At 72.4% G+C, this 22,713-nt stretch carries 23 protein-coding genes; 10 read left to right on the top strand and 13 right to left on the bottom strand.

Going from position 1 to position 22,713, the window contains the following annotated elements; all coding sequences use genetic code 11:
- Positions 1-59: 59 nt before the first annotated feature.
- Positions 60-650 carry a TetR/AcrR family transcriptional regulator gene (locus ACIDOF_RS20955; RefSeq protein WP_409007491.1) on the top strand — a complete coding sequence of 197 codons (591 nt, stop codon included), beginning with the start codon at positions 60-62 and terminating at the stop codon, positions 648-650.
- On the opposite strand, the gene ACIDOF_RS20950 is transcribed toward ACIDOF_RS20955, so the two are convergent.
- Positions 640-1,671, bottom strand: coding sequence for a phosphotransferase family protein (locus tag ACIDOF_RS20950; RefSeq protein WP_409007490.1), 1,032 nt, complete (start codon positions 1,669-1,671; stop codon positions 640-642). The two genes, ACIDOF_RS20955 and ACIDOF_RS20950, sit on opposite strands and share 11 nt — an antisense overlap.
- A gap of 255 nt (positions 1,672-1,926) precedes the next feature.
- Here ACIDOF_RS20950 and ACIDOF_RS20945 point away from each other — a divergent pair, with 255 nt between their 5' ends.
- A complete protein-coding gene (locus tag ACIDOF_RS20945) occupies positions 1,927-2,343 on the top strand; it encodes a hypothetical protein (RefSeq protein WP_409007489.1) in 417 nt (138 codons plus the stop codon).
- Here the strand turns inward: ACIDOF_RS20945 and ACIDOF_RS20940 are convergent.
- From ACIDOF_RS20940 to ACIDOF_RS20925, 4 genes are all read right to left on the bottom strand, one after another.
- Positions 2,315-2,722 carry a hypothetical protein gene (locus ACIDOF_RS20940; protein WP_409007488.1) on the bottom strand — a complete coding sequence of 136 codons (408 nt, stop codon included), beginning with the start codon at positions 2,720-2,722 and terminating at the stop codon, positions 2,315-2,317. The two genes, ACIDOF_RS20945 and ACIDOF_RS20940, sit on opposite strands and share 29 nt — an antisense overlap.
- Positions 2,723-2,871: 149 nt before the next feature.
- Positions 2,872-4,191 (bottom strand): NAD(P)-binding domain-containing protein, encoded by a 1,320-nt coding sequence (locus ACIDOF_RS20935; protein ID WP_409007487.1) that lies wholly within the window; start codon positions 4,189-4,191, stop codon positions 2,872-2,874.
- A 148-nt stretch (positions 4,192-4,339) separates the two neighbouring features.
- A complete protein-coding gene (gene arsB, locus ACIDOF_RS20930) occupies positions 4,340-5,428 on the bottom strand; it encodes an ACR3 family arsenite efflux transporter (protein ID WP_409007486.1) in 1,089 nt (362 codons plus the stop codon).
- Positions 5,425-5,733: an ArsR/SmtB family transcription factor gene (locus ACIDOF_RS20925; protein WP_409007485.1), complete on the bottom strand. Its 309-nt coding sequence runs from the start codon at positions 5,731-5,733 to the stop codon at positions 5,425-5,427. Before ACIDOF_RS20925 ends, arsB begins: the two co-directional genes overlap by 4 nt.
- 91 nt (positions 5,734-5,824) lie before the next feature.
- Between ACIDOF_RS20925 and ACIDOF_RS20920 the strand changes: the two genes are divergently transcribed.
- Positions 5,825-6,244, top strand: a complete 420-nt coding sequence (locus tag ACIDOF_RS20920; protein ID WP_409007484.1) for an arsenate reductase ArsC — start codon at positions 5,825-5,827, stop codon at positions 6,242-6,244.
- Between the two features lie 201 nt (positions 6,245-6,445).
- Positions 6,446-7,810, top strand: a complete 1,365-nt coding sequence (locus tag ACIDOF_RS20915; RefSeq protein ID WP_409007483.1) for an FAD-dependent oxidoreductase — start codon at positions 6,446-6,448, stop codon at positions 7,808-7,810.
- Positions 7,811-7,896: 86 nt separating this feature from the next.
- Here the strand turns inward: ACIDOF_RS20915 and ACIDOF_RS20910 are convergent, their stop codons facing one another.
- From ACIDOF_RS20910 to ACIDOF_RS20900, 3 genes are all read right to left on the bottom strand, one after another.
- Positions 7,897-8,742 (bottom strand): hypothetical protein, encoded by an 846-nt coding sequence (locus tag ACIDOF_RS20910; protein ID WP_409007482.1) that lies wholly within the window; start codon positions 8,740-8,742, stop codon positions 7,897-7,899.
- A 68-nt stretch (positions 8,743-8,810) separates the two neighbouring features.
- The gene (locus ACIDOF_RS20905) at positions 8,811-9,905 is read right to left on the bottom strand and encodes a family 43 glycosylhydrolase (RefSeq protein ID WP_409007481.1); all 1,095 of its coding nucleotides are present in this window, start codon (positions 9,903-9,905) and stop codon (positions 8,811-8,813) included.
- An 86-nt stretch (positions 9,906-9,991) separates the two neighbouring features.
- Positions 9,992-10,894 carry an alpha/beta fold hydrolase gene (locus ACIDOF_RS20900; RefSeq protein ID WP_409007480.1) on the bottom strand — a complete coding sequence of 301 codons (903 nt, stop codon included), beginning with the start codon at positions 10,892-10,894 and terminating at the stop codon, positions 9,992-9,994.
- Between the two features lie 323 nt (positions 10,895-11,217).
- Here ACIDOF_RS20900 and helR point away from each other — a divergent pair, with 323 nt between their 5' ends.
- Positions 11,218-13,362: an RNA polymerase recycling motor ATPase HelR gene (gene helR, locus ACIDOF_RS20895; RefSeq protein WP_409007479.1), complete on the top strand. Its 2,145-nt coding sequence runs from the start codon at positions 11,218-11,220 to the stop codon at positions 13,360-13,362.
- A gap of 42 nt (positions 13,363-13,404) precedes the next feature.
- Here the strand turns inward: helR and ACIDOF_RS20890 are convergent, their stop codons facing one another.
- Entirely contained in the window at positions 13,405-14,007 is a 603-nt protein-coding gene (locus tag ACIDOF_RS20890) for a hypothetical protein (RefSeq protein WP_409007518.1), read from the bottom strand.
- 168 nt (positions 14,008-14,175) lie between these two features.
- Here ACIDOF_RS20890 and ACIDOF_RS20885 point away from each other — a divergent pair, with 168 nt between their 5' ends.
- On the top strand, positions 14,176-15,444 hold the full coding sequence (locus ACIDOF_RS20885) for a hypothetical protein (protein ID WP_409007478.1): 1,269 nt from the start codon (positions 14,176-14,178) through the stop codon (positions 15,442-15,444).
- A gap of 55 nt (positions 15,445-15,499) precedes the next feature.
- Positions 15,500-16,048 (top strand): MOSC domain-containing protein, encoded by a 549-nt coding sequence (locus ACIDOF_RS20880; protein ID WP_409007477.1) that lies wholly within the window; start codon positions 15,500-15,502, stop codon positions 16,046-16,048.
- Between the two features lie 28 nt (positions 16,049-16,076).
- On the opposite strand, the gene ACIDOF_RS20875 is transcribed toward ACIDOF_RS20880, so the two are convergent.
- The 3 genes from ACIDOF_RS20875 to ACIDOF_RS20865 form a co-directional block, all read right to left on the bottom strand.
- Positions 16,077-16,505, bottom strand: coding sequence for a DUF6892 domain-containing protein (locus ACIDOF_RS20875; RefSeq protein WP_409007476.1), 429 nt, complete (start codon positions 16,503-16,505; stop codon positions 16,077-16,079).
- Positions 16,506-16,577: 72 nt separating this feature from the next.
- Positions 16,578-17,618, bottom strand: coding sequence for an NAD(P)-dependent alcohol dehydrogenase (locus ACIDOF_RS20870; RefSeq protein ID WP_409007475.1), 1,041 nt, complete (start codon positions 17,616-17,618; stop codon positions 16,578-16,580).
- 190 nt (positions 17,619-17,808) lie between these two features.
- Positions 17,809-18,093 carry a hypothetical protein gene (locus tag ACIDOF_RS20865; protein WP_409007517.1) on the bottom strand — a complete coding sequence of 95 codons (285 nt, stop codon included), beginning with the start codon at positions 18,091-18,093 and terminating at the stop codon, positions 17,809-17,811.
- Between the two features lie 211 nt (positions 18,094-18,304).
- Here ACIDOF_RS20865 and ACIDOF_RS20860 point away from each other — a divergent pair, with 211 nt between their 5' ends.
- The 3 genes from ACIDOF_RS20860 (at position 18,305) to ACIDOF_RS20850 (ending at position 21,380) form a co-directional block, all read left to right on the top strand.
- A complete protein-coding gene (locus ACIDOF_RS20860; RefSeq protein ID WP_409007474.1) occupies positions 18,305-19,312 on the top strand; it encodes a mechanosensitive ion channel family protein in 1,008 nt (335 codons plus the stop codon).
- Positions 19,313-19,443: 131 nt separating this feature from the next.
- Positions 19,444-20,043 (top strand): hypothetical protein, encoded by a 600-nt coding sequence (locus ACIDOF_RS20855; RefSeq protein ID WP_409007472.1) that lies wholly within the window; start codon positions 19,444-19,446, stop codon positions 20,041-20,043.
- Between the two features lie 212 nt (positions 20,044-20,255).
- Positions 20,256-21,380, top strand: a complete 1,125-nt coding sequence (locus ACIDOF_RS20850) for a substrate-binding domain-containing protein (protein WP_409007471.1) — start codon at positions 20,256-20,258, stop codon at positions 21,378-21,380.
- Here ACIDOF_RS20850 and ACIDOF_RS20845 read toward each other — a convergent pair.
- Complete coding sequence (locus tag ACIDOF_RS20845) at positions 21,377-22,678, bottom strand: erythromycin esterase family protein (protein ID WP_409007470.1); 1,302 nt, start codon at positions 22,676-22,678, stop codon at positions 21,377-21,379. The two genes, ACIDOF_RS20850 and ACIDOF_RS20845, sit on opposite strands and share 4 nt — an antisense overlap.
- Positions 22,679-22,713 lie beyond the last annotated feature (35 nt).

The raw sequence follows: 22,713 nt of genomic DNA, 5'->3' as shown, positions 1-22,713 counted from the left end.
CCCGAAACCGTGCCGTACCCGTCCACTCGCCCGCCACCACCCCGAGGACGCCGCCAACGATGAGCCCGAAGCAGAAGCGTGGAGAAGCAACCGTCGAGCAGGTCCTTGACGCCGCGCTGCGGATCTACTCCTCGTCGGGCGAGGCGGGGCTGACGGTGGAGGCGGTCACCCGGACCAGCGGGGTGAGTTCGGGCAGCGTCTACCACCATTTCGGCAGCATGCACGGCGTGGTGATCGCCCTCGCGGAGCGCTGGCTCGGCCGGCTCCTCGGGGAGCTGGTCACGGCCCTCACGCAGGCGGAGGACGCGCGTGCGGGCGTCGAGCGGGTCGTGCACGCGTACCTGGGTTTCGTCCGTACGCATCCGGACGCGGCGCGGCTGCTGCACTCGACGACCGTCGACCGGTACGGCATGGAGAACATCGAGAAGGTACGCGACGCGCAGGAGGCACGGCTCTCGCCGATCGCCGAGTGGGTGCAGTCGTATGTGACGGGCGGTCAACTCGCGCCGCTGCCGGAGCAGTTGATCGAGTCGCTGGTGCTCGGTCCGGTCGTGGCGGTCGCGCGCCGCTGGATCTCGGTCGGGGACGTCGACCTGGACGCGGCCGTCGCGGCGCTGCCGGACCGCATCTGGCGCTCGGTCAGCCCGTGACCGTCCCGTACCGCCCGAGGAGCGCCTGCACGTAGCCCTCCAGGCGGCGGGTCAGCAGTTCCGGCGTGAGGTCGTCCCTCCCGACCTCACGCCACGGTACGGCGACCTTCTCGGCGTCGGGCGCGAAGGCGAGGGCGTCGAGGAGCCGCCAGTAGAGGTGCGCTGCCGGGTCGGGGTCGAGCCGGCCGCCCGCAGCTTCGTACCGGTCGGCGAAGGCGAGGCCCGCCGGGACGCCGTGCAGCAGCGCGAGGGCGGTCGCACAGTGGGCGACGTCGAGGTCGGCGGGCCCCCAGGAGGTCTCGACCCAGTCGACGACGCCGCTGATCCGCAGCCCGCGAGCCCTGCCGGGCCTGCCTGCCCTGTCCGCCCCCTCTGCCCTGTCCGGCCCCTCTGCCCTGTCCGGCCCGTCGCCGGTGAACAGCACGTTCCCGGGGTGGAAGTCGCGGTGCAGGAACGTCCCCCGGTACGCGGGCGGTCGGCGCCGGATGACGTCCACGGCCCGCCGCCACACCTCGGGGCACGCGGTGCGCTCGGGGACGCGTACGCGCTCGGGCGAGGTCCAGGCCTGGTACGTACGCGGCCGTGGCTCCTCGGGCAGGCCGTCGATCCGGTGGATACGGACGAGCTGGCGGGCGAGCAACTCGGCCCGGGCGTCGGCATGTCGGTCGTCCAGCCGGATCGTGCCGGGCAGCAGGGTCATGAGGAGGGAGGGGTGGTCGCAGTGGCGCGCGGTCGCGTCGACGGCCAACGGCTCGGCGGCGGGGACGAGTTCGGCCCGCGACCGCAGCAGCCGCAGCACGGCCGCCTCACGCTCCAGCAGCCCTTCGGCGTGCCGTAGGTAGAAGGGCTTCACGAACGACCGCAGCACGAGGGCCCGTAGGCCGCCCGGCCCGGCGACGTCGAGCCGCCGCATCTCGGACGACCAGCCGCCGCGCAGCCGTACGACGTGTTCGATGCGCTCGCCGGATCCGGCCAGTTGCTTCTCCACCCAGGCACGGGTGGCCCCCCAGTGTGCGGTCATGGAGGGAGCGTAAGCGGTCCGGCGTTCCGGGGCTCGCCCCCAGGGGCGCGGGGAACTGCGCGACAAGCCACGACGGTGTCGCAGGTGAAAGACGACCGGGAGGGGCAGATGGCCAGGACGTCGACCGTGAAGGCCGACAGATTGGCGTTCCTGCGCCGGAGCCGTCTCCGCAGCGGGGGGGCAGCGCCGGAACACCAGCTCAGCATCGTGCCCGTGACGACCCGCTCCCCTCCCCCACCCCGGTACCGTTCCCGTATGACCTCGCCGTTCCCCCGCTTCCCGCCGTATCCGGTTCGCGGTGTGCGCGTACTGCATCGGAAGATGAACTGCGCGCCCCAATTCGCCGACATCACCGCGGATTTCGAGCCGGCCGGGAGCGAGGGGTTCGCATTCGTCGTCGCGGACGAATTGGTCGTCGATTACGAGCCCGCCGCGGACGTTCCCGGATTCCGCGCCGCCGTCGCCGACGGAATGCGGGAGCAATTCCGGGAGCTTGAGCCGGAGTTGGCCCTCGCCGTGCGTGTCGTGCTCACCGGAATGCGTGCCGACACCTTCGGGTCCCGCCCGCGCGCCTTCCGTGTCGCCGGGTTTCTCGCCGCCCGCCGGGCCCTGCAGCGGACCGGGTTCCTCCCGGCGGACGGCGTCAGTCCGCACGCGCGGCCCGGCCCGTAGTCCCCGTGGGCTCCGTCGCCCGTACGACCCGCACCCCTCCCCCGAAGGAATCCAGGGAGATGTCCAACCGCCGTGCGCAGAAACGTTTCTTGTGGTTTCTCGAACTGTTTCCCAGGCGTGCGGGACGCAGATCCGCGAAAGGCTTCAGGAGGTCGGACGGGTCGGACGTCGCATACGCCTTCGGCTCCTCCTCCCGGCCCGTCGGGGCGATGTCCACGAGGCGCTCCTCGAAATCGTTCTTCAGGCGGTCCAACGCCTGGAGCAGATCCGCGAGTACGGGAATTCCGGCGGCCTCGGCTCCGGCCTCGCCCGCCGCCGTCGCCCCGCAAGTGCAGCCCGGCGGTCGGGAGTTCTCGGTCGCGGCGTGACTGGTCGCCACGTGACTGTTGTTACGCACACACCCCCAACGACGGGCGTACGCGGCGGGGAACGCACCATCCGAGTGACAACGCGTTCCCCCCGCGGCCCGTACGCCAACTCCCGGGCGCAGGGCCCCGCTTGCGCACCCGGCGGCTCGGCGCCCGCCGCCTAGCAGCAGCCGCCGCCCCCGCCCTCGGTGAGCACGGGGAGCCCCGGGAGGCCGCCCCCGCTACACACGCCCGTCTCCGGCAGCGTGAGCTCGACGCGGTCCGCCGAGTCGAGGTCACCGGCGAGCGCGGCGGCGACCGAGCGGACCTGCTCGTACCCGGTGAGGGCGAGGAACGTCGGGGCGCGGCCGTACGACTTCATGCCGACGAGGTGGACGCCCTGCTCGGGGTGGGACAGCTCGCGCCGGCCGTGCGGGTAGACGGTGCCGCAGGAGTGCTGGTTGGGGTCGATGAGCGGGGCGAGGGCGACGGGGGCCTGGAGGCGTACGTCGAGGTCGAGGCGGAGCTCGGAGAGGAAGGAGAGGTCGGGGCGGAAACCGGTCAGGACGATGACCTCGTCGACCGGTTCCAGCTGCCGCCCGTCCTCGCCCACCAGGACCAGCCGGCCGTCGGCGGCGCGTTCGACGGCCTCGGTGCGGAAGCCGGTGACGGCCTCGGCGTGCCCCTCGTCGACGGCGGCCTTCGCGGCGAGGCCGAGTGCGCCGCGGGCGGGCAGCTGGTCGGCCTCGCCGCCCCCGTACGTGCTGCCGGACAGGCCGCGCCGCAGGATCCACACCGCTCGGGTGCCTGCGCCGTCGTCCGACTTCGCGAGGTCGGCGAGGCCCGCGAGCGCGGTGAACGCGGAGGTGCCGGAGCCGAGGACCGCGGTGCGGCGGCCCGCGTACCGGGCGCGGACGGCCGGGTCGTCGAGGTCGGGGACGCGGTAGGCGATGCGGTCGGCGGCGGCGTGCTCGCCGAGTGCGGGCAGTCCGCTCGCACCGGCCGGCGAGGGCGTGGCCCAGGTGCCGGAGGCGTCGACGACGGCGCGGACGCGGACCTGCTCCTCGCCGCCGTCGGCGGTGCGGAACTGCACGAGGAACGGCTGCTGTTCGCGGTCTGCGTCGACGATCCGGTCGCGGCCCGCGCGGGAGATGCCGGTGACGCGGGCGCCGTAGCGGACGCGGTCGCCGAGGGCGTCGGCGAGCGGCTGCAGATACTGCTCGGCCCAGTCGCCGCCGGTCGGGTACGTGCCGGGGTCGGGGCGGGTCCAGCCGGTGGGGGCGAGGAGCTTCTCGGCGGCCTCGTCGGTGAGTTCGCCCCAGGTGGAGAAGAGGCGGACGTGGGCCCACTCACGGACGGCGGCGCCCGCGGCCGGGCCCTGTTCCAGGACGAGCGGTTCGAGGCCGCGCTCGACGAACTGGGCCGCGGCGGCCAGTCCGACGGGGCCCGCCCCGACGACCAGGACGGGCAGGGCGGTGACGGGGGCGGTGGGCGCGTGCACGGCGACTCCTCTGTTTCGACGTATGTCGATGTCTTGTACGGCCAGGCTGGCACCTGTTTCGACGTACGTCAAGATAGACACTCATCGAAACAGGGCCGGAGCCTGGAACGGACCGGGAACAGAGGTGTGCCGCCGTGCGTGTGCGCCCTCAGGCCTGCGCGGGGAAGCTCTTGCGCCAGGCGAGGGCCACGTACACGAGGGCGATCAGGACCGGGACCTCGATGAGCGGGCCGACGACGCCGGACAGGGCCTGTCCGGACGTGACGCCGAAGGTCGCGATGGCGACGGCGATGGCCAGCTCGAAGTTGTTCCCGGCGGCCGTGAACGCGAGCGTCGTGGCGCGCTCGTAGGTCAGGCCGATGACCTTGCCGAGCAGGAACGTGCCGAAGAACATCAGGCCGAAGTAGACGAGCAGCGGGAGCGCGATCCGGGCCACGTCGAGCGGCTGCGAGGTGATCGTCCGGCCCTGCAGGGCGAAGAGGACGACGATCGTGAACAGCAGCCCGTAGAGCGCCCAGGGGCCGATCTTCGGCAGGAACGTCCGCTCGTACGCCTCACGGCCGAGTCGGCGTTCGCCGATGCGGCGGGTGAGGAAGCCGGCGAGGAGCGGGACGCCGAGGAAGACGATCACGTTCAGGGCGATGTGCCAGACCGGGACGTCCAGGCCCTGCCCGTCGCCGAGGCCGAGCCACTGCGGCAGCAGGTCGAGGTAGAACCAGCCGAGGAGGCCGAAGGCCAGAACCTGGAAGACCGAGTTCAGGGCGACGAGGACGGCGGCGGCCTCGCGGTCGCCGCAGGCCAGGTCGTTCCAGATGATCACCATGGCGATGCAGCGGGCGAGGCCCACGATGATCAGGCCCGTGCGGTACTCGGGCAGGTCCGGCAGGAAGATCCAGGCCAGGGCGAACATGACCGCCGGACCCACGATCCAGTTGATGACGAGCGACGACACCATCAGCTTGCGGTCGCCGGTGACCGCGTCGAGCTTGTCGTAGCGGACCTTGGCCAGGACCGGGTACATCATGATCAACAGGCCGACGGCGATCGGCAGCGAGATGCCGCCCAGCTCCACCGCGGCGAGCGCGTCGTTCAGGCCGGGGACCATGCGGCCGAGGCCGAGGCCGACGGCCATGGCGAGCAGGATCCAGACGGCGAGGAAGCGGTCGAGGGTCGACAGCTTGGCGACGACCGAGGATTCTTCGGCGGCGGTCGTCGGGAGCGGTTCGGTGCGGGTCACGGACAGGCCCTCTTGTTGTCGGCGGCGGTACGGGCGGTCTCGGCCAACTCGGCGAACTGGCCCGCGAGTTGGGCGACGACGTCGGGGCGGAGCCGGTAGTACGTGAAGCGGCCGCACGGCTCGGTGTCCACGAAGCCGGCCTCGCGCAGCACTCTCAGATGGTTGGAGAGGTTGGTCTGCCGGGCGCCGGTCTCCTCGACGAGGTGCGTGGTGCACAGCGTCTCGCGGGCGAGCAGGGTCACGATCTGCAGCCTGAGCGGGTCGGCCAGGACCCGGATCAGGTCAGCGTCGACTGACGTCATCATGGACTGATACTTTCACATCACGCGCCGGTGATGTCAGTCGCCACTGACCTCGACCACCGGTACCAGTGCAGCCCCCGTAAAGGAACAGCCCATGACCTCCGCCCCGCTCGCCTCCGTGCTGTTCGTCTGCGTCCACAACGCCGGGCGGTCGCAGATGGCCGCCGGCTTCCTCGCGCATCTCGCGGGCGACCGGGTCGAGGTCCGCTCGGCCGGTTCCCTGCCGGGCGACCGGGTCAACCCGGCCGCCGTCGAGGCGATGGCGGAGGTGGGCGTCGACATCTCGGCGGCCGAGCCGAAGGTGCTGACGACCCAGGCCGTGCAGGCCTCGGACTACGTGATCACGATGGGCTGCGGCGACGCCTGCCCGGTGTTCCCCGGCAAGACGTACCTGGACTGGGAGTTGGAGGACCCGGCGGGCAAGGGCGTCGCGTCCGTGCGGCCGATCCGGGACGAGATCCGGCGCCGCATCGAGGCCCTCGTCGCGGAGATCGACGCCCGCGCAGGCAGCTGAACCCCACCCGGGCCGCCGTACCCCGCACGGAGGACGACCGGCGGGCGGCTAGGGTGAACGCTTCCGGGCCCCAAAGTCATGCTTGGCAAAGGCATAACTCTGCCTTATGACCTCATAAACCCGACCCGCCTACCGACTTAGGCTTGCCTTACTTTAGGATTTCTCCTCGAGTACCAGCCATCACTCGAAGGGAACCTGAACATGCCGCGCCCTCTGCGGGTAGCCATTGTCGGAGCCGGTCCCGCCGGCATCTACGCCGCCGACGCTCTGCTGAAGTCCGCGGCGGCTGCCGAACCGGGGGTGTCCATCGACCTCTTCGAGCGCATGCCGGCCCCCTTCGGCCTGATCCGCTACGGCGTCGCCCCCGACCACCCCCGGATCAAGGGCATCGTCACCGCCCTCCACCAGGTCCTGGACAAGCCGCAGGTCCGCCTCTTCGGCAACGTGGACTACGGCACCGACGTCCACCTCGACGACCTGCGCTCCTTCTACGACGCCGTGGTCTTCTCGACCGGCGCCATGGCCGACCGCGAGCTGCGCATCCCCGGCGTCGACCTCGACGGCTCGCTCGGCGCCGCGGACTTCGCGTCCTGGTACGACGGCCACCCGGACGTGACCCGCACCTGGGACCTGTCCGCCGAGAAGGTCGCCGTCCTCGGTGTCGGCAACGTCGCCCTCGACATCGCGCGCATCCTCGCCAAGACCGCCGAGGAGCTGCTGCCGACCGAGATCCCGCCGAACGTGTACGAGGGCCTGAAGGCCAACCGCGCCAAGGAGATCCACGTCTTCGGCCGCCGCGGCCCGGCGCAGGCGAAGTTCTCCCCGATGGAGCTGCGCGAGCTGGACCACTCGCCGAACATCGAGGTCATCGTCAACCCCGAGGACATCGACTACGACGAGGGCTCGATCGCGGAGCGCCGCAAGAACAAGCAGACCGACATGGTCGCCAAGACCCTGGAGAACTGGGCGATCCGCGACGTCGGCGACCGCCCGCACAAGCTGTTCCTGCACTTCTTCGAGTCGCCGGTGGAGATCCTCGGCGAGGACGGCAAGGTCGTCGGCCTGCGCACCGAGCGCACCGAGCTCGACGGCACGGGCAACGTCAAGGGCACCGGCACGCACACGGACTGGGACGTCCAGGCCGTCTACCGCGCCGTCGGCTACCTCTCCGACGAGCTGCCCAAGCTGCCCTGGGACGTCGCGACCGGCACCGTTCCCGACGAGGGCGGCCGGGTCATCGAGGAGGGCGGCGCGCACATGTCGTCCACGTACGTCACGGGCTGGATCCGGCGCGGTCCCGTCGGGCTCATCGGCCACACCAAGGGCGACGCCAACGAGACCATCGCCAACCTGCTCGAGGACCACGCGGAGGGCCGGCTGCAGACGCCCGAGTCCCCGGCGCCCGAGGCCGTCGAGGCGTTCCTCGGCGAGCGCGGCATCCGGTACACGACGTGGGAGGGCTGGTACAAGCTCGACGCCGCGGAGAAGGCGCTCGGTGAGCCGCAGGGCCGCGAGCGCGTGAAGATCGTCGAGCGCGAGGACATGCTGGACGCCAGCGGCGCCTGACCGTCCGTCATGGCGTGAACGACGCGCCCCGGCCCGGGAGTCGACCCGGTCCGGGGCGCGTCGCGTTCGTCCCCGGGTCCGTGCGGTCAGGCGCGGCGGATCTGCAGGACGGCCACACGGGCGTCGTGTCCGTCGACGTGCATCGGCACGGTCTTCGTCCAACTCAGCCTGATCTGCGTGCCGTTGGTGCCGGGCACCCAGCCGATCTGGTCGATGCCGCGGGCGAAGGCGCGCTTCTCGTGGTTCGGCAGGAGCAGCGGCATCGGGGTGCGGTTGACGTCGCCGGTCCAGACGACGGGCAGACCGCGGGAACGCCAGTGCCCGATCACGTCGTCGCGGTGCGCGCGGAAGTGTCGCCGCCACATGTCGTCGCGCCAGGCCTCGTGCGGGTCCTCCCGGCCGTTCCAGGCGCCCGCGACGTAGTGGGTGTTGGCGAAGACGAACCGCAGCTTCGGGTCGTCGGCGTGCTGCAGCAGCGCCTGCGTGATCACCCGGTGCGGCGACACCCCGTCCTTCCCGCCGTGCACCCGCGTGACCCGCCGGTCCACGACGTCGTACGTCTTCGGGACGGACATGGGCACGCGGTGCGCTGTGCTGTCGTACGTGTAGAGGTTGCGGTAGGCGGTGCCGAAGTGCTGGTCGATCCAGCGGGGTTCGCGGCCGTCGGCGTCGCCCTCGCCGATCTCCTGCCAGCCGACGAGCGGCTTGGCGAGGCGGCCGTCGACGGTGACGGCGCGCCGTACGTCCCTGATGGCCTGTTCGCGGCGGTCGAGGCGGTCGCGTCCGATGTTGGCGGTGACGACGACGAGACGCTGCCACGCGCCGGCGGCGTCCGCGCGTCCGCCTGCGGCGAGCGCGCCGGCGGTCCCGAGGAGCGCGCCCCCGGCGAGGGCGAGGGCCCGTCTGCGGTTGATGGCTTCCGTGGGGTTCATGGCTTTCCCTTACGGCTCGGCGGTACGGGTCAGCGGTACAAGTGGGCGGTACGAGTGGGCGGTACGGCTCAGCGGACGGTGAAGCCGTCCGCGCCCCGGGTGAGGCTGCCCGTCATGGGGCGGCGGAGGGTGCCGTCCCACCAGTGCCAGACGACGCGCGGGCTGCCGTCGGCCGCCTTGAACACGTCCATGCCGCCGGGCCCGCGCCGGTTGTCGGGCAGGCCCTTGTACGGGCTGATGCCGGTGGCGCCGGTGTAGCCGAAGTACGGGCGCTCGACGCCGCGCCGGAGGGGTTTGCAGCGGGAGCCGGGCAGTGGCGTGGTGCCGCAGTCTGCGATGCCGGTGGCGTACCGGGGGCTGTCCCAGTTGTTGCCGGACCACATGAGGTACCAGTGTTTGTCGGGCATGCGCCACATCGACGGGTTCTCGACGACGTGTGTGGAGCTGTTGCTCTTGCGGGTGTCCCAGGTGATGTCGGTGCTCTTGAGGACGTCCCGGCGCGAACTCCACACGGCGCGGCCCTCGCTGTCGGTGCGCACGGTCGACAGGCCGGTCTCGGCGCCGGAGGTGATGGCGTCGTCCCGGTACGTCACGTACATGGTGTTGCCGCTGACGAACGGGTTGGCGTCGATGGCCCAGCGGCCGCCCGGCGGGCAGGCCCAGCCCCCGGCGTTGCGGAACGGGCCGCGCGCGTCGGAGGCGATCGCGCGGCCGATGCACTTCTGGCCCGAGCCCTTGCGGGAGGCGGTGTAGTACATGAAGTACCGGTCGCCGTACCGGACCACTCCGGGCGCCCAGACCGCCCCGCCGGGCTCGGCCCAGCTCCCGGGCCCGCCGGGCAGGGCGTCGTCGGACGCGCAGTCGGTGAGGCCGACGCTGTTGCCCGAGCCGTGCACGAGGACCGGGACGTACAGCTTGCCGGTCGCGCCCTCGCACCGCTTGCCGCGACCGGCGGGCACGGTCGTGCCGTACGTGACGTACGTGCCGTTGGCCGCCCGCACCGTGTCGGGGTCGGCGACCGGGAAGGCGGACGTGGCCGCGGTCGTTCCGGCGCCGACGGCGGTCGGTGCGGTGAGCGCGGCGCCGCCCGCGACCAGGGCGGCGAGTCCGCTCACCAGGATCAGGACGCGTCGCCTGCTCCGCGCAATTCTTCGTTCCCCCATGGCTGTTCCTCCTCAAGAGACACCCGTGGTGTCCGTTACCGGGAAGTACAGCGGCACACACTACTCAGCTCCGCCTGAACGGGGCCTCACTTACGCATGAACTCCCTTACCAATTCGTTGAGTTGACGGCCCGCCAGGTGCTGGAAACCGTGGTGTCCGCACCCGGGGACGACGGTGGTCTCGGCCTGCGGCAGCGCCCGGGCGGCGGTGCGGGCGAGCTTGTGCGCGTCGTGCGGGCGGGCTGCTCCGGCGAAGACGAGGGCCATGGGCGCGTCGAGGGTGCGCAGCGCCGCGGCGGTGGGGCGGGGGCCGGTGACGGGGCGGGCCGTCCGCACCCCGGCGGCGGCCTCCTGCAGCGCCAGCCAGTCGGGGTCGTACGCGGCGCCGCCGCCCTCCCAGCGCAGGAAGGACCGTACGCGGGCGGGGCTGGGCGCGAGCAGCATCGGGAGGGCGCGCAGCAGATAGGCCGGCCGGTACCCGGCGAAGCAGCCGGTGGGGTCGAGGAGGACGAGCCGTTCGACGCGGGGCGCAGCGGGATCTCCTGGTGGGTTCCGGGCTTGGTGGAGCGCGTACTGCAGGGCGATCCAGGCGCCGTACGAGTGGCCCGCGAGGGTGATGTCGCGTACGTCGAGGGCTTCGAGCAACTGCACCAGCCAGTCGGCGAGTTGGGCGACGGTGGCGATGCGGCGGCCGTCGGCGGGCGTGCTGCGGCCGGTGTCGCCGACGAGGTCGACGGCGAGGACGCGGTGGGTCTCGGCCCAGGCGGGGGCGTTGGCGAACCACGAGGCCGAGCTGTCTCCGCCGCCGGGCAGCAGGAGCAGCGGGGGTGCGGTGCGCGGGCCGAGGGCGTTGACGCGGGTGGTGCCGTGGGAGGTGGGGATGTCGAGGCGTTCGACGCCGGGGCCCCAGCGGTCGAGCAGCGCGTCGTAGGCGTCGAGGAACAGCGCCTGCGGGGACGGCGGCTCGGGCAGGGCGGGTGGCTCGTGCATCGGGGCGCCTCCGGGGAGGGACGGTGCGGACACGGTCGTCGGCACAGTCTCTCGCGGGGGCACGGGACTTCGCGGTGCGGGGAGTGGTCCGCAGCGGTGCGGGAGTGCGGGGACGCCCGGTGACGGGGGCCGGGTGGGGGCGGCAAGGGGGCTGTGCCCGCTCCTTGCCACTCTCAACGTATAGCGCAGTGGGGGCCTTGCGGCAAGGCCCCCTTCGTCCCGCACAATCGCTCTCCTACTTCCCCGACCTGCGGAAACGAGCGTCACGCCGTGCGTGCGCGCTGGTCGTTCCGTGGGCGCGAGCGCTGATCGGAGCCGCTGACTTGACCCCACTGAACGCCGGTGTGTTCGCCCTGCCGGAGAACCTGGCCGCAAAGGCCGACCCCGTCCTGATCGCCGCCGACGAGAAGCACTTCGCCGCTGTCGCGGAGAGCCTGGAGCAGCAGGTGGCCGAGCTGTCCGCGCAGCTCGACGCGCAGTTGCGGGCGCCGGGCGGCGTGGGCCGGGAGGCGATGGAGCGGGACGTGCAGGTGCGCCGCCTGAGCGGTCGGCTCCGTACGCTGCGGCGCTTCGGGCTCGACCTGTGCCTGGGCCGCGTCGTCGGGGCGGGCGACGTGGAGCCCGTGTACGTCGGGCGGCTCGGCCTCACCGACTCCTCGGGGCGCCGGCTCCTCGTGGACTGGCGCTCCCCCGCCGCCGAGCCGTTCTTCGCGGCGACGCACGCCGACCCGATGGGACTGGTGAGCCGCCGCCGCTACCGCTGGTCGGGCGGGCGGATCAGCGACTACTGGGACGAGGTGTTCACCGCCGAGGGCCTCGAAGGGCATGCGGCGCTCGACGACCAGTCCGCGTTCATCGCGAGCCTCGGCGGCCGGCGGTCGGACCGGATGCGGGACGTGCTGTCCACCATCCAGTCCGACCAGGACGCGATCATCCGGGCGGGTTCGCGGGGCGCGCTGGTCGTGGACGGTGGGCCCGGCACCGGCAAGACGGTGGTCGCCCTGCACCGCACGGCGCACCTGCTCTACGCCGACCCGCGGCTCGGCCACCGCAGGGGAGGTGTGCTGTTCGTCGGGCCGCACCAGCCGTATCTCGCGTACGTGTCGGACGTGCTGCCGAGCCTCGGCGAGGAGGGCGTGCGGACCTGCACGGTGCGGGATCTCGTCGCGGAGGGCGCGGGCGCGCCGGAGGAGGCCGATCCGGAGGTGGCGCGGCTCAAGTCGTCCGCGGACATGGTGCGGGCGATCGAGACGGCCGTCCGCTTCTACGAGGAGCCGCCGACCGAGCCGATGACGGTGACGACGCCGTGGACCGACGTACGCCTCACCGCCGACGACTGGGCCGAGGCGTTCCGCGCGCCCGCACCGGGCACGCCGCACAACGAGGCGCGGGACGTGATCTGGGACGAGCTGGTGGCGCTGCTGCACGACCGCCAGGACGACGACGTGCCGGAGGAGCAGTTCCGTCGGGTGCTGCGGCAGGACCGGGAGCTGGTGGGCGCCCTGACTCGTGCGTGGCCGCTGCTCGAACCGGCCGATCTGGTGGGCGACTTGTGGTCGGTGCCCGCGTATCTGCGGCTGTGCGCGCCGTGGCTGGAGCGCGACGACGTACGCAGGCTGCAGCGGGCCGAGCCGCAGGCGTGGACGGTGTCGGACCTGCCGCTGCTCGATGCGGCCCGGCAGCGGCTCGGCGACCCGGAGGCGTCGCGGCGCAGGCGCCGGCACGAGGCGGCGGTGGCGGCCGAGCGGGAGCGGATGGCCGGCGTGGTCGAGAACGTGATCGCGGCGGACGCGGACGGTGAGGGCGCGGTGACGATGCTGCGCGGCCGGGACCTGCAGGACAGCCTGATCGACGCGGGCGCGCTGCCGACCGCCGAACCCGACGTGCCGGCCGGGCCGTTCGCGCATGTGGTGGTGGACGAGGCGCAGGAGCTGACCGACGCGGAGTGGCAGATGCTGCTGGCGCGCTGCCCGTCGCGGAGCTTCACGATCGTCGGCGACCGCGCGCAGGCCCGGCAGGGCTTCACCGAGTCGTGGCGGGAGCGGCTTGAGCGGGTCGGTTTCGACCGGATCGACATCGCCTCGCTGAGCATCAACTACCGCACGCCGGAAGAGGTGATGGCGGCCGCCGAGCCGGTGATCCGCGAGGCCCTGCCGGACGCGAACGTTCCGACGTCGGTGCGCAGCAGCGGCATCCCCGTCGCGTACGGCACGGTCGCCGAGCTCGACTCGGTTCTGGACGACTGGCTCGCCGCGCACCCGGAGGGCGTGGCCTGTGTCATCGGCGCCCCGGAGTTCGAGCCGAGGCCGCGTGTGCGGTCGCTGACGCCGTCGCTGTCGAAGGGCCTGGAGTTCGACCTGGTGGTCCTCGTGGAGCCGGACTCCTTCGGCCGGGGCGTGGCGGGCGCGGTGGACCGCTATGTGGCGATGACGCGGGCCACGGAGCGGATGGTGGTGCTGCGGGGGTGAGGACGGCGGTTCCGCCGGGGGGCGGGCTGCCGGGTCGGGTCGTCAGTGCAGGGCCAGGGCCTTGCCGATCGCTTCCCTCAACTCCTGTGCCACGTCGGGCAGTTGGGCACGCGCCCACTCCCCCGCCACCGCGTGGAACGCGTGCAGGTCGCTCTCCGCGCCCGCGAGCAGCTCTCGAAGCTGTGTGACGGGGAGTTCGATACGAGGGCTGTCGTCGGCCTCGGCATCCACGGTCAACCGGACGGTGTCGCCCAGCCGTTCAGCCAGCGGCGACGGGTCGTGGCCGAAGCCCGCGCTGCCGCAGTCGAGCATCGTCCGCCAGTCGCCGCGCTCGTCGAGGCCGTTGCAGCACCCGGGTACGAGGGTCACGCCGGTGGCCGTGTCCGTGACGCGCAGCCCGCCGGGGGCGAACAGCGGGTCCACGGTGAACAGGCCGTGCAGAAGCCCGCGCAACGGGTCGTCCGGGCGCGGGAGTCGGCCGTGCTCGGGTTCGACGTCGTTGGCGGCGGCGATCGCCAGCACTGCGGCCCCGACCTCGCCGGGCCCGAGCCCACCGCCGAGGGCCAGGAACCCGTACGGCGGCAGCTCGGCCACGGGCCACAGGTCGAAGCCGGCCGTGCAGGGCATCTCCAGTACGGGCTGCATGAGGATCACCCGGGCATGATGCGGCACCGGCGGACGTGCACGCACCTGCATTGCGTGTCCGGCGCAGGAGCTCGCCGTCCCCTACGGGATCCCTGAGAGGCGTACCCCCGGTGCGGTCGGCGGCGGGCAGGATGTCGCGGTGCGGCCCCCGACCGGCAGGCTCCGGCCATGACTTCAACGCGCCCGCACCCGTTCCCCTCGGCCCGATGCGTGGCCGTCGCCGCTCTCGTCGGGAGCCTGACCGCCCTCCCTCCTGCCGAGGCGAACGCGGCCTCCTCCCGTACGGAAGCCCGCACGGCTTCCCGTACGGAATCCCGTACCGCGCTCGCCGACGGCGCCGTAGTCTCCGCGCAGGTCCTGGCCGTGCTCAGTGCCGACGAGGTGGCCGAGGCGCTGCGCGGGAAGATCGACGCCGGGCAGGTCCGGCACGGCGTGACGGCGTACCGGGTCGCGTACCGCACCCGCAACAGCTCCGGGGCCCCGACCACCGCCTCCCAGCTGGTTGTTCTGCCGAGGAGCGAGCGGCGCCGGCTCACCGCCGTGTCGTGGCTGCACGGCACGACCGTGTACCGCAAGGACGTCGCCTCCGTGAACCCGGACTCGGGCGACCGGCTCGCCGCGCTCCTGCTCGCCTCCACGGGCCGGGCGGTGTCGGCGCCCGACTACGTGGGCCTCGGCACGGGCGAGGGCTTCCACCCGTACGGGGATCCGCGCGCCACCGTCGCGGCCGCGGTCGACGGGCTGCGGGCGGCACGGACCCTCGCCCACCGGACCGGCCGGGAGCTGCACCGGGACGTGCAGGTCTCCGGGTTCTCGCAGGGCGGGCACGCGACGATGCTGGTGGGGCGGGCACTTGGGCAGGAGCGGGCCGACCCGTACTTCCGGCCCGGCGCGCTCGCCCCGGTCAGCGGCCCCTTCCACCTGTCGGCGTTCGAAGCCGCCGCGGCGGACGACGAGATCTCCAAGTCCGGCTTGTACCTGGCCTATTTCGCCACCGCCTGGAAGAAGGCGTACGGGCTCTACGGCTCCCCGTCCGACGTGTTCCGACCGCCGTACGACCGGACCGTGGAGGGGCTGTTCGACGGGCACCACACCACCGAGGAGATCGCGGGCGCGCTGCCGGGGGCCGCGCGGGATCTGTTCACCGAGGACTTTCTCGCCAAGGTGCGCAGGCCGACCGGGCTTCTCGCGGAGCGGCTCCGGCCGCTCGACCGCGCCTGCGACTGGCGGCCCGGCGTGCCGGTGGAGCTGTTCCACGGCCGCGGCGACCGGGACGTGGACTTCTCCCATTCCGCGTACTGCGCCCGCCGGTTGACGGCGAACGGCGCGCCGCACCGACTGACGGACGTCGGCGACCTGGACCACAACGCCTCGATGCGGGAGGCGCTGCCGCGGATCGTCCGCTTCTTCGAGGCGGCCGAGCGGGGACCGCACTAGGCTCGGCAGGGCGAACGGGACAGGGCATACGGGGAACACAGGCCTGGGGGAAGCGATGACGGACGGCGGCGCGGTCACGGCCGTGAGCAGCAACAGCACGTACTCCTTCACGAAGCCCAACCGGGGCAGCATCACGCTGCTCGCCGGGCTCGGCGTGGAAGGGGACGTGCACGCCGGGGTGACCGTGAAGCACCGCTCCCGGATGGCGCAGGACCCGACCTGGCCGAATCTGCGCCAAGTGCACCTGATCCACGAGGAGTTGTTCGCCGAGGTCGGGGCGGCAGGCTTCGACGTGACACCCGGCGACCTCGGCGAGAACATCACGACGCGCGGTCTCGACCTGCTCGCCCTGCCGACCGGCACGCTGCTGCACATCGGCGCGGCGGCCGTGGTGGAGGTGACGGGGCTGCGCAATCCGTGCGTGCAGATCGACGCGTTCCGGGAGGGTCTGCTCAAGCAGGTCGTCGGGCGTGACGCGTCCGGGAACCTGGTGCGCAAGGCCGGGATCATGGGCGTCGTCCGGGAAGGCGGAACCGTCCGGCCCGGCGATCCGATCAGGGCCGAACTGCCCGCCGGACCGCACCGCCCCCTCGACCGCGTCTAGCCCCACCCCGCGCGGCGCGACCGGGCCGTCAGTCGGCCACGATCCCCCTGGCCTCCAGCGCGCCGCACAGCTCGGGCCCGAGGAACTCCGAGCCGATGACCCGCTTCAGGTTGGGCAGCAGCACCAGGTCGTCGAGCGACGCCACGTCGTACAGCTCGTCCTCGCCGTCCCACACCGGCGAGCACTCCTGGTAGACCTGGTTGCCGCCGTCCATGCACAACTCCTCGACCTGTGCGAGGAGTTCGCCGGGTATCTCCAGGGCCTCGAAGTGACTCCGGGCCTCGGGCAGCATCTTGTACGCCAGGTCGTTCTTGTAGGCGTACTCCCACGGGTCGTCCTCGATGCCGAGGCTGCGCAGGTGGGCGCCCAGGTCGAAGGGCGGGGTGAGCTTCTCGTCGATGTACATCAGCTGCTCGATCACGATCAGCTTGAAGTTGAAGTCCTTGAACTCGGCCATGCGGCAAACCTAGACGACCCCACTGACAATCCCCCCTGCCCACGGGTCCACCCCGCAACCGCCGGGCGGGCCTCATCCGTTGGGCAGGATCACGGCCCGCCCGTTGATCTTCCCTTCGTGCAGCCGCTCGTACGCCCGCGGCGCCTCGTCCAGGCTGTACGTCTCCACGTGCACATCGACCGCACCGGCGCGGGCCAGGTCAAGGACCTCGATGAGCTCGGCGCGGGTGCCCCAGTACGGCGAGCAGACCTTCGCCTCGTACGGCACCGCGCCGAAGCCGACCGGGAGGGTGCCGCCGCCGAGGCCGACGATCGTCACGTCGCCCTCGACCGCGACCATCGCGCCCGCGGAGGCGACCGTCGGCGGGGCGCCCACGAAGTCGAGGACGACCTCCGCACCCCTGCCGCCGGTCAGTCGGCGCACGGCCTGCGCGGCGGACGCGTCGGACAGGACCGCCTCGTGGGCGCCGACGTCGCGGGCGAGCGCGAGCTTCTCCTCGGTCACGTCCAGGGCGACGACCCGCGCCGCGGTCATGGCGCGCAGCAGCTGGATGGCGACGTGGCCGAGCCCACCCGTGCCGATGACGACGGCCGTGCTGCCCGGCAGCAGCTTGGGCAGCGACAGCTTGATCGCGTGGTACGGGGTCAGGCCGGCGTCGGTCAGCGGCACGGCCTGCACCGGGTCGAGGCCGCCGAGCGGTACGAGGTGCCGGGCGCTGTCGACGATCATGTGCTCGGCGATGGCTCCGGGGGCGCCGAGTCCGGGCGGGCGGATGCCGAGCTCGGCGGCGCGCAGGCAGTAGTTCTCCTTGCCCTGGGCGCACATGCGGCAACTCCCGCAGCCCCACGGCCCGTACACCGCGACGGGGTCGCCGACCTCGAAGCCCGTGACGCCCTCGCCGAGCGCGGCGACCGTGCCGACGCCCTCGTGCCCGAGGGTCAGGGGCAGCGGGAAGGGCAGTTGCTCGGCGGGCCAGCTCATCACGGCGATGTCGGAGTGGCAGACGCCGGCCGCGGTGACCTTCAGCAGCACCTGTCCGGGTCCGGGCTCGGGATCGGCGACGGTGACGACCTCGGGTGCGGTGCCCACGGCGCGGTACTGCAGTGCCTTCATGACGCGTTCCTCCCGGCTGCGGCCTCGGGTCGGCGGCGGGCCGGTCGTACGACAGGGCCCAGTTCATGATGTTGCACCCGGGCGGCCACCGCACCACGACCGGCGCCGTGCCCGACCGCCTGCCCCCTCGCTCTCCTCACCCCCCTCACCCCTTCGCCCCTCTCACGGCCTCACCCCCGGTCATGGAGTGTCACGGAGTGTCTCGGGCGTCCCCCGACCAGTCCCAGCGCACCGGGTCGCCCGGACGCGGCTCGTAGAGGGCGCGGCCGCCCGCTCCGAACCGGCCGAGCTCCGTTTCGAGCGCGGCGCCGCTCGCGGTCTCCTGCGGCGTCCAGCCGGTGACGTCCAGGAGCAGTCCGTCGAGCGGGCCGGCCACCAACTGCACGTAGCTGCGGCCGGGTTGGGGGCCTCTGCGGGGGTCGTCGTGGTCCTGGCCGTAGATGCGGCCGCGGAGCAGCTCCTCGTCCCCGCCCATGCCCCTGCCCGTACCCCTGTCCATTCCCCTGTCCATGTCCATGCGCCCCAGCCTCGCAGCCGCCACTGACAACGCCGCCGGAGCGGAATAACAGGGTCCGCCTGCCGTTCACCGGGTGCGCACGCGCTCTCCACAGTTTTGACCTCGACGGAGCACCGTCAATAGGTTCGCCCTTCAAGCACCGCTGTCACCGATCGAACGGAGCCTCCCCGTGTCATCCGTCGACGCGTCCGCGTCGTACCTCCTGGCCAGCACCGACAACCCTGCGATCTCCGCTCCGCAGTGGTTGGAGGACAACCTGGGCACGCTCGTCGGCGTCCCGCTGCGCATCGTCCTGATCGTGCTCGGCGCAATGCTGCTGCGGAAGCTCGCTCAGCGGGCCATCACCCGCGTCGTGAACCGCGTACTCCAGAACAACGGCGACGAGCCGCGCCGCTCCACCCGCGGTCCCGCCGTGCTGCAGCGCGACCCGTCGCGTGCGGACGAGCGCCGTGAGCAGCGGGCCCGCACGATCGGCTCGGTGCTCAGCTCCATCGTGACCATCGTCATCGCCGTCATGGGCCTGGCCATGGTGCTCGACCAGATCGGCATCGCCCTCGGCCCGCTGCTGGCCAGCGCCGGTGTGGTCGGTCTCGCGATCGGTTTCGGCGCCCAGAGCCTGGTCGCGGACTACCTGGCCGGCATGCTGATCATGGTCGAGGACCAGTACGGCGTGGGCGACTCGGTCGACCTGGGCGAGGCGATCGGCGAGGTCGAGCACGTCGGCCTGCGCCTGACGCAGGTGCGCGACCTCAACGGCGGCCTGTGGCACATCCGCAACGGCGAGATCATGCGGGTCCGCAACGACAGCCAGGAGTGGGCCCGCGCGGTCCTCGACGTCTCGGTGGCGTACGACTCGAACCTGGAGAAGGTCTTCACGGTCCTGGAGGACACGGGTCTGGCGCTGCGCGAGAACCCCGACTTCAAGGACGTCCTGCTGGAGGACCCGTCGGTGTGGGGTGTGCAGTCGCTCAGCCCCGACGGTGTCGTGGTGCGTCTCGTCGTGAAGACGTCCCCGCTGAAGCAGTGGGCGGTCACGCGTGAGCTGCGCCGCCGCGTCAAGGAGGCCCTGGACGCCGCGGGCATCGAGATGCCGTTCCCGCAGCGCACGGTGTGGGTGCGCGGCGGCGAGGGCGCCGACTCGGACGACGAGCGCCCGTCGATCCCCGCCACGCGCTGACGCCCCCGGGCCGATAGCGCACCGCCCTTCCGGTCACCTTTCCACGGTCCCGGTCTCCCCCGCCGCGTACGGCGGTCGGGAGGCCGGGACCGGCGCGTCGGGGGTGTGTCGGGGGTCGTAGGATCCCCGCCATGAACGCCGACTCCCCGTCCCCAAGACCGGCCGTCCCCTCCCCGAGACCTGCCGTCCCCTCCCCGGGACCGGCCACCGCGGACCCGCTCCCGCAGGCCCTCACGCGTGCCTCGTTCCGCCGGCTGAACCCGATGCGCACCCCTCGGCAGATGGCGCTCCTGCCCGAGCGGGTGTGGACCGAGGCGGAGTGGGACCGGATCCGGCGCGGCTGCCGGGCCGGGTCCATGGACGAGCGGTGGAACGCCTTCGCCGAGGGCGACATCCTTTACGTGCACCGCAGTTGGACGGGTCACTGCGTCTACGAGGCGACGTTCACCCCCGTCCCCGAGGGCGGTCTGCGCATCACCGCCGCGCGGGTCGAGCAGGACCCCGAGCGCTGCAGGCCGATGGGTGACGCGTACGACCGGCTCATGCTGGAGCTGGTCGTCAGCACGATCGTCCTGGGCGAGCCGGCCGGTGAGCTGCGCGAGCGGCTGCGGAATTTGGCGGCCGAGCGGAGCAGGGCCTCGGCGCACACCGACCCGGGGCCGGCCGGCGCCGTCCTCGAACACAGCGCCCTCGGCCGGACCCCGCAGTCACCGAGCCGACCGCGGGAGTAGCGGACGTCACGTCGCGGCGGCCGAGAGGGAGCAGGGCAGGCCTGCCCGGAATCGGACCGCATCGGGGGTCGCCGTAGCCGTCGACGGTTCACTTGGCGAAGGCCGGGGCCCGGTTCGATTGCTTTGTGGCTTCACCTCTTGACTCGGGTGTTGTGACCGAGTTTGCTGCCCTCCATTCGGCCGCACCGTGGCGGCCGTCAGGGAGGGACCCCATGAACACGCGCATGCGATGCGCAGCCGCAACCTGCATCGCATCCGTCCAGCTGGTCACGCTCACCGCCTGCGGTGAGCTGTTGCCCGGCGACGAGAGCAGCAGCAGCCCGGCCGCCCGCAAGGGCGACGACGTGACGATCGGCCTGCTGCTGCCGGAGAAGGACACGGCCCGGTACGAGAAGTTCGACCACCCCATCATCGAGAAACAGGTGGAGGAGCTCACCGACGGCAAGGGCCGCCTCGTCTACGCCAACGCCGAGCACGACGCGAAACGGCAGAGCAGCCAGCTCCGCTCGATGATCGCGGACAAGGTGGACACGGTCGTCCTGGACGCCGTCGACGCCCACTCCATCGCCCCGGCCGTCCGCGCCGCGAAGGACGCGGGCGTGCACGTCATCGCGTACGACCGCCTGGCGGAGGGGCCGATCGACGCGTACATCGGCTTCGACAACCAGCTGGTCGGCGAGACGCAGGGCAAGGAGATCGTGGACGCGCTGGGGGACGCGGCGACGAAGAAGAGCAAGGTCGTGATGATCAACGGCTCGCCGACCGACCCGAACAGCGCGCAGTTGGAGTCCGGCGCCCGCAGCCGCCTGAAGCTGACGGTGACGATCGCCAAGTCGTACGACACGGCCGGCTGGAAGCCTTCGGGCGCCAAGGCCCATATGGAGGAGGCGATCTCCGACCTCGGCGCGGAGAACATCGCGGCGGTGTACTCGGCCAACGACGGCATGGCCGGCGGGATCATCCAGGCCCTGAAGGCGGCCGGGGTCAGCCCGCTGCCTCCGGTCACCGGGCAGGACGCCGAACTCGCCGCCGTCCAGCGGATCCTGACGGGCGATCAGTACATGAGTGTGTACAAGCCCTATACGGAGGAGGCCGCCACGGCCGCCGAGATGGCGGTGCGGATCTCGCAGGGGCGCAACATCGAGTTCGAGGCGATGACCTCCGACCGCGTGGACAGCCCGACGGCCAAGGACATCCGCGCGCACACGGTGGTGGTGGAGCCGCTGACGCGCAGGAACATCAAGAGCACGGTCGTCAAGGACGGCATCTTCAAGGTGTCGGAGATCTGCACGCCGAAGTACGAAGTCGCCTGCGCGGAGGCCGGGTTGACGGACTAGCCCGCCCCGCTCCCCCGGCCCTCCCGGCCCTCCCGCACCTCTGTGCCCCGCTCCACGTCCCGTACGAACACCAGCCCGTCGATCGTCGACAGACGGCCCGGGTCGAGCGGGGCGTAGCCGAACCACGGGGAGACGCGGGGAGCCGGGGCGGCGCCTGCGAGCGCGTCGGCGAGGCGGGCGGGGTCGAGCAGGACGGGGCTCCGCCGGAGGGCGTACAGGAGGCCTTCCACCGTGTCCGGGGGCGGAGCGTCCACGCCCTGGTGGCGGATCGTGCCGAGCGCGGTGGCGACGAAGGCGTACGCGTCACCGAGCCGTGCGCTCAGCAGGGCGCCCGCACTCCACCACTCGACCCGGCCCTGCCACATCTGCATGGAGCTCTTCTCCCGCTGCAGGTGGGCGTTCTGGGCGTGCACGAGCACCGGCCCGCGGGCGGCGAGAGCGCCCAGGTTGTCGGCCATCATGTGGTCCCGGATGCCACAGAGGCGCGACATGCGGGCGGGTGAGGTGTCGGCCATCGCGTGGTGGTAGCGGAGCAGGCCGACGGCGGTACGGGCGTACAGCCGGGCCGTCTCCGCCTCCTCCGGCGTGGACACGGCGGCCAGGTGCGGGGCGTGCGCGTCGAGCAGGGACGTCAACTCGTCGGCGTACAGGCGGAGTTGGATCGCCTCGGGGTGGCGGCCGATGGAGCGCGCCGGGTCCCTCATCGCCTCCGGGTTCGTCCAGGGTTCGTCGGGGCCGAGCAGTGCGTCGAGGGTTGCCGCGGTGCACGGCAGCAGGTCCGCGTCCAGGTGGGCGGCGAGGTGGGTGTGCAGTGCGGTGAGGGCCTGGCGGGGGCTGTCGGCGTGCGTGATCTCCAGCGGGCCGTCGAACCCGGCGAAGCGCAGCCGCTCCGCGGCGGGGCGACCCTCGTCCTCCGCTCGGGCGTTGAACTCCCTTGCCCAGCGGACGAGTTCACGGTTCCCGGCGTAGGCGCCCCAGCCGTGGCTGATGCCCTCTGCCAGGACCTCGTCGAGGTCACCGGCGCCGGTGGCGACGTACGCGTCGACGGCCCGGCCCCGGAGGCAGTCGCTCTCGATCGCGATCGTGCGGTAGCCCTCCTCCTCGACGAGTTGCCGGAACAGCGCGTTGCGGACGTCGAGGAGCGCGTCCTCGCCGTGGGTGGGCTCGCCGAGCGCGAGGACGCGGGGGCGGGGGCCCGGGAGCAGGCGGAGCACGGCCGCGGCGTCGAGGGAGTGGACGCCCCGGCCTGCGCGAAGGGCAGGGAGGGATGCGGTGAGGTCCGTGGTGTCGGTTGCCATGCCTTCAACGCTATCGTTGAACTTTCGGTGGAAAC

Origin of the sequence: Streptomyces sp. Da 82-17, from assembly GCF_046098215.1 — a bacterium.
Taxonomy (GTDB): Bacteria; Actinomycetota; Actinomycetes; order Streptomycetales; family Streptomycetaceae; genus Streptomyces.
Note: the sequence above shows the minus strand (reverse complement) of the source record. Positions and strands in the feature narration are given on the sequence as shown.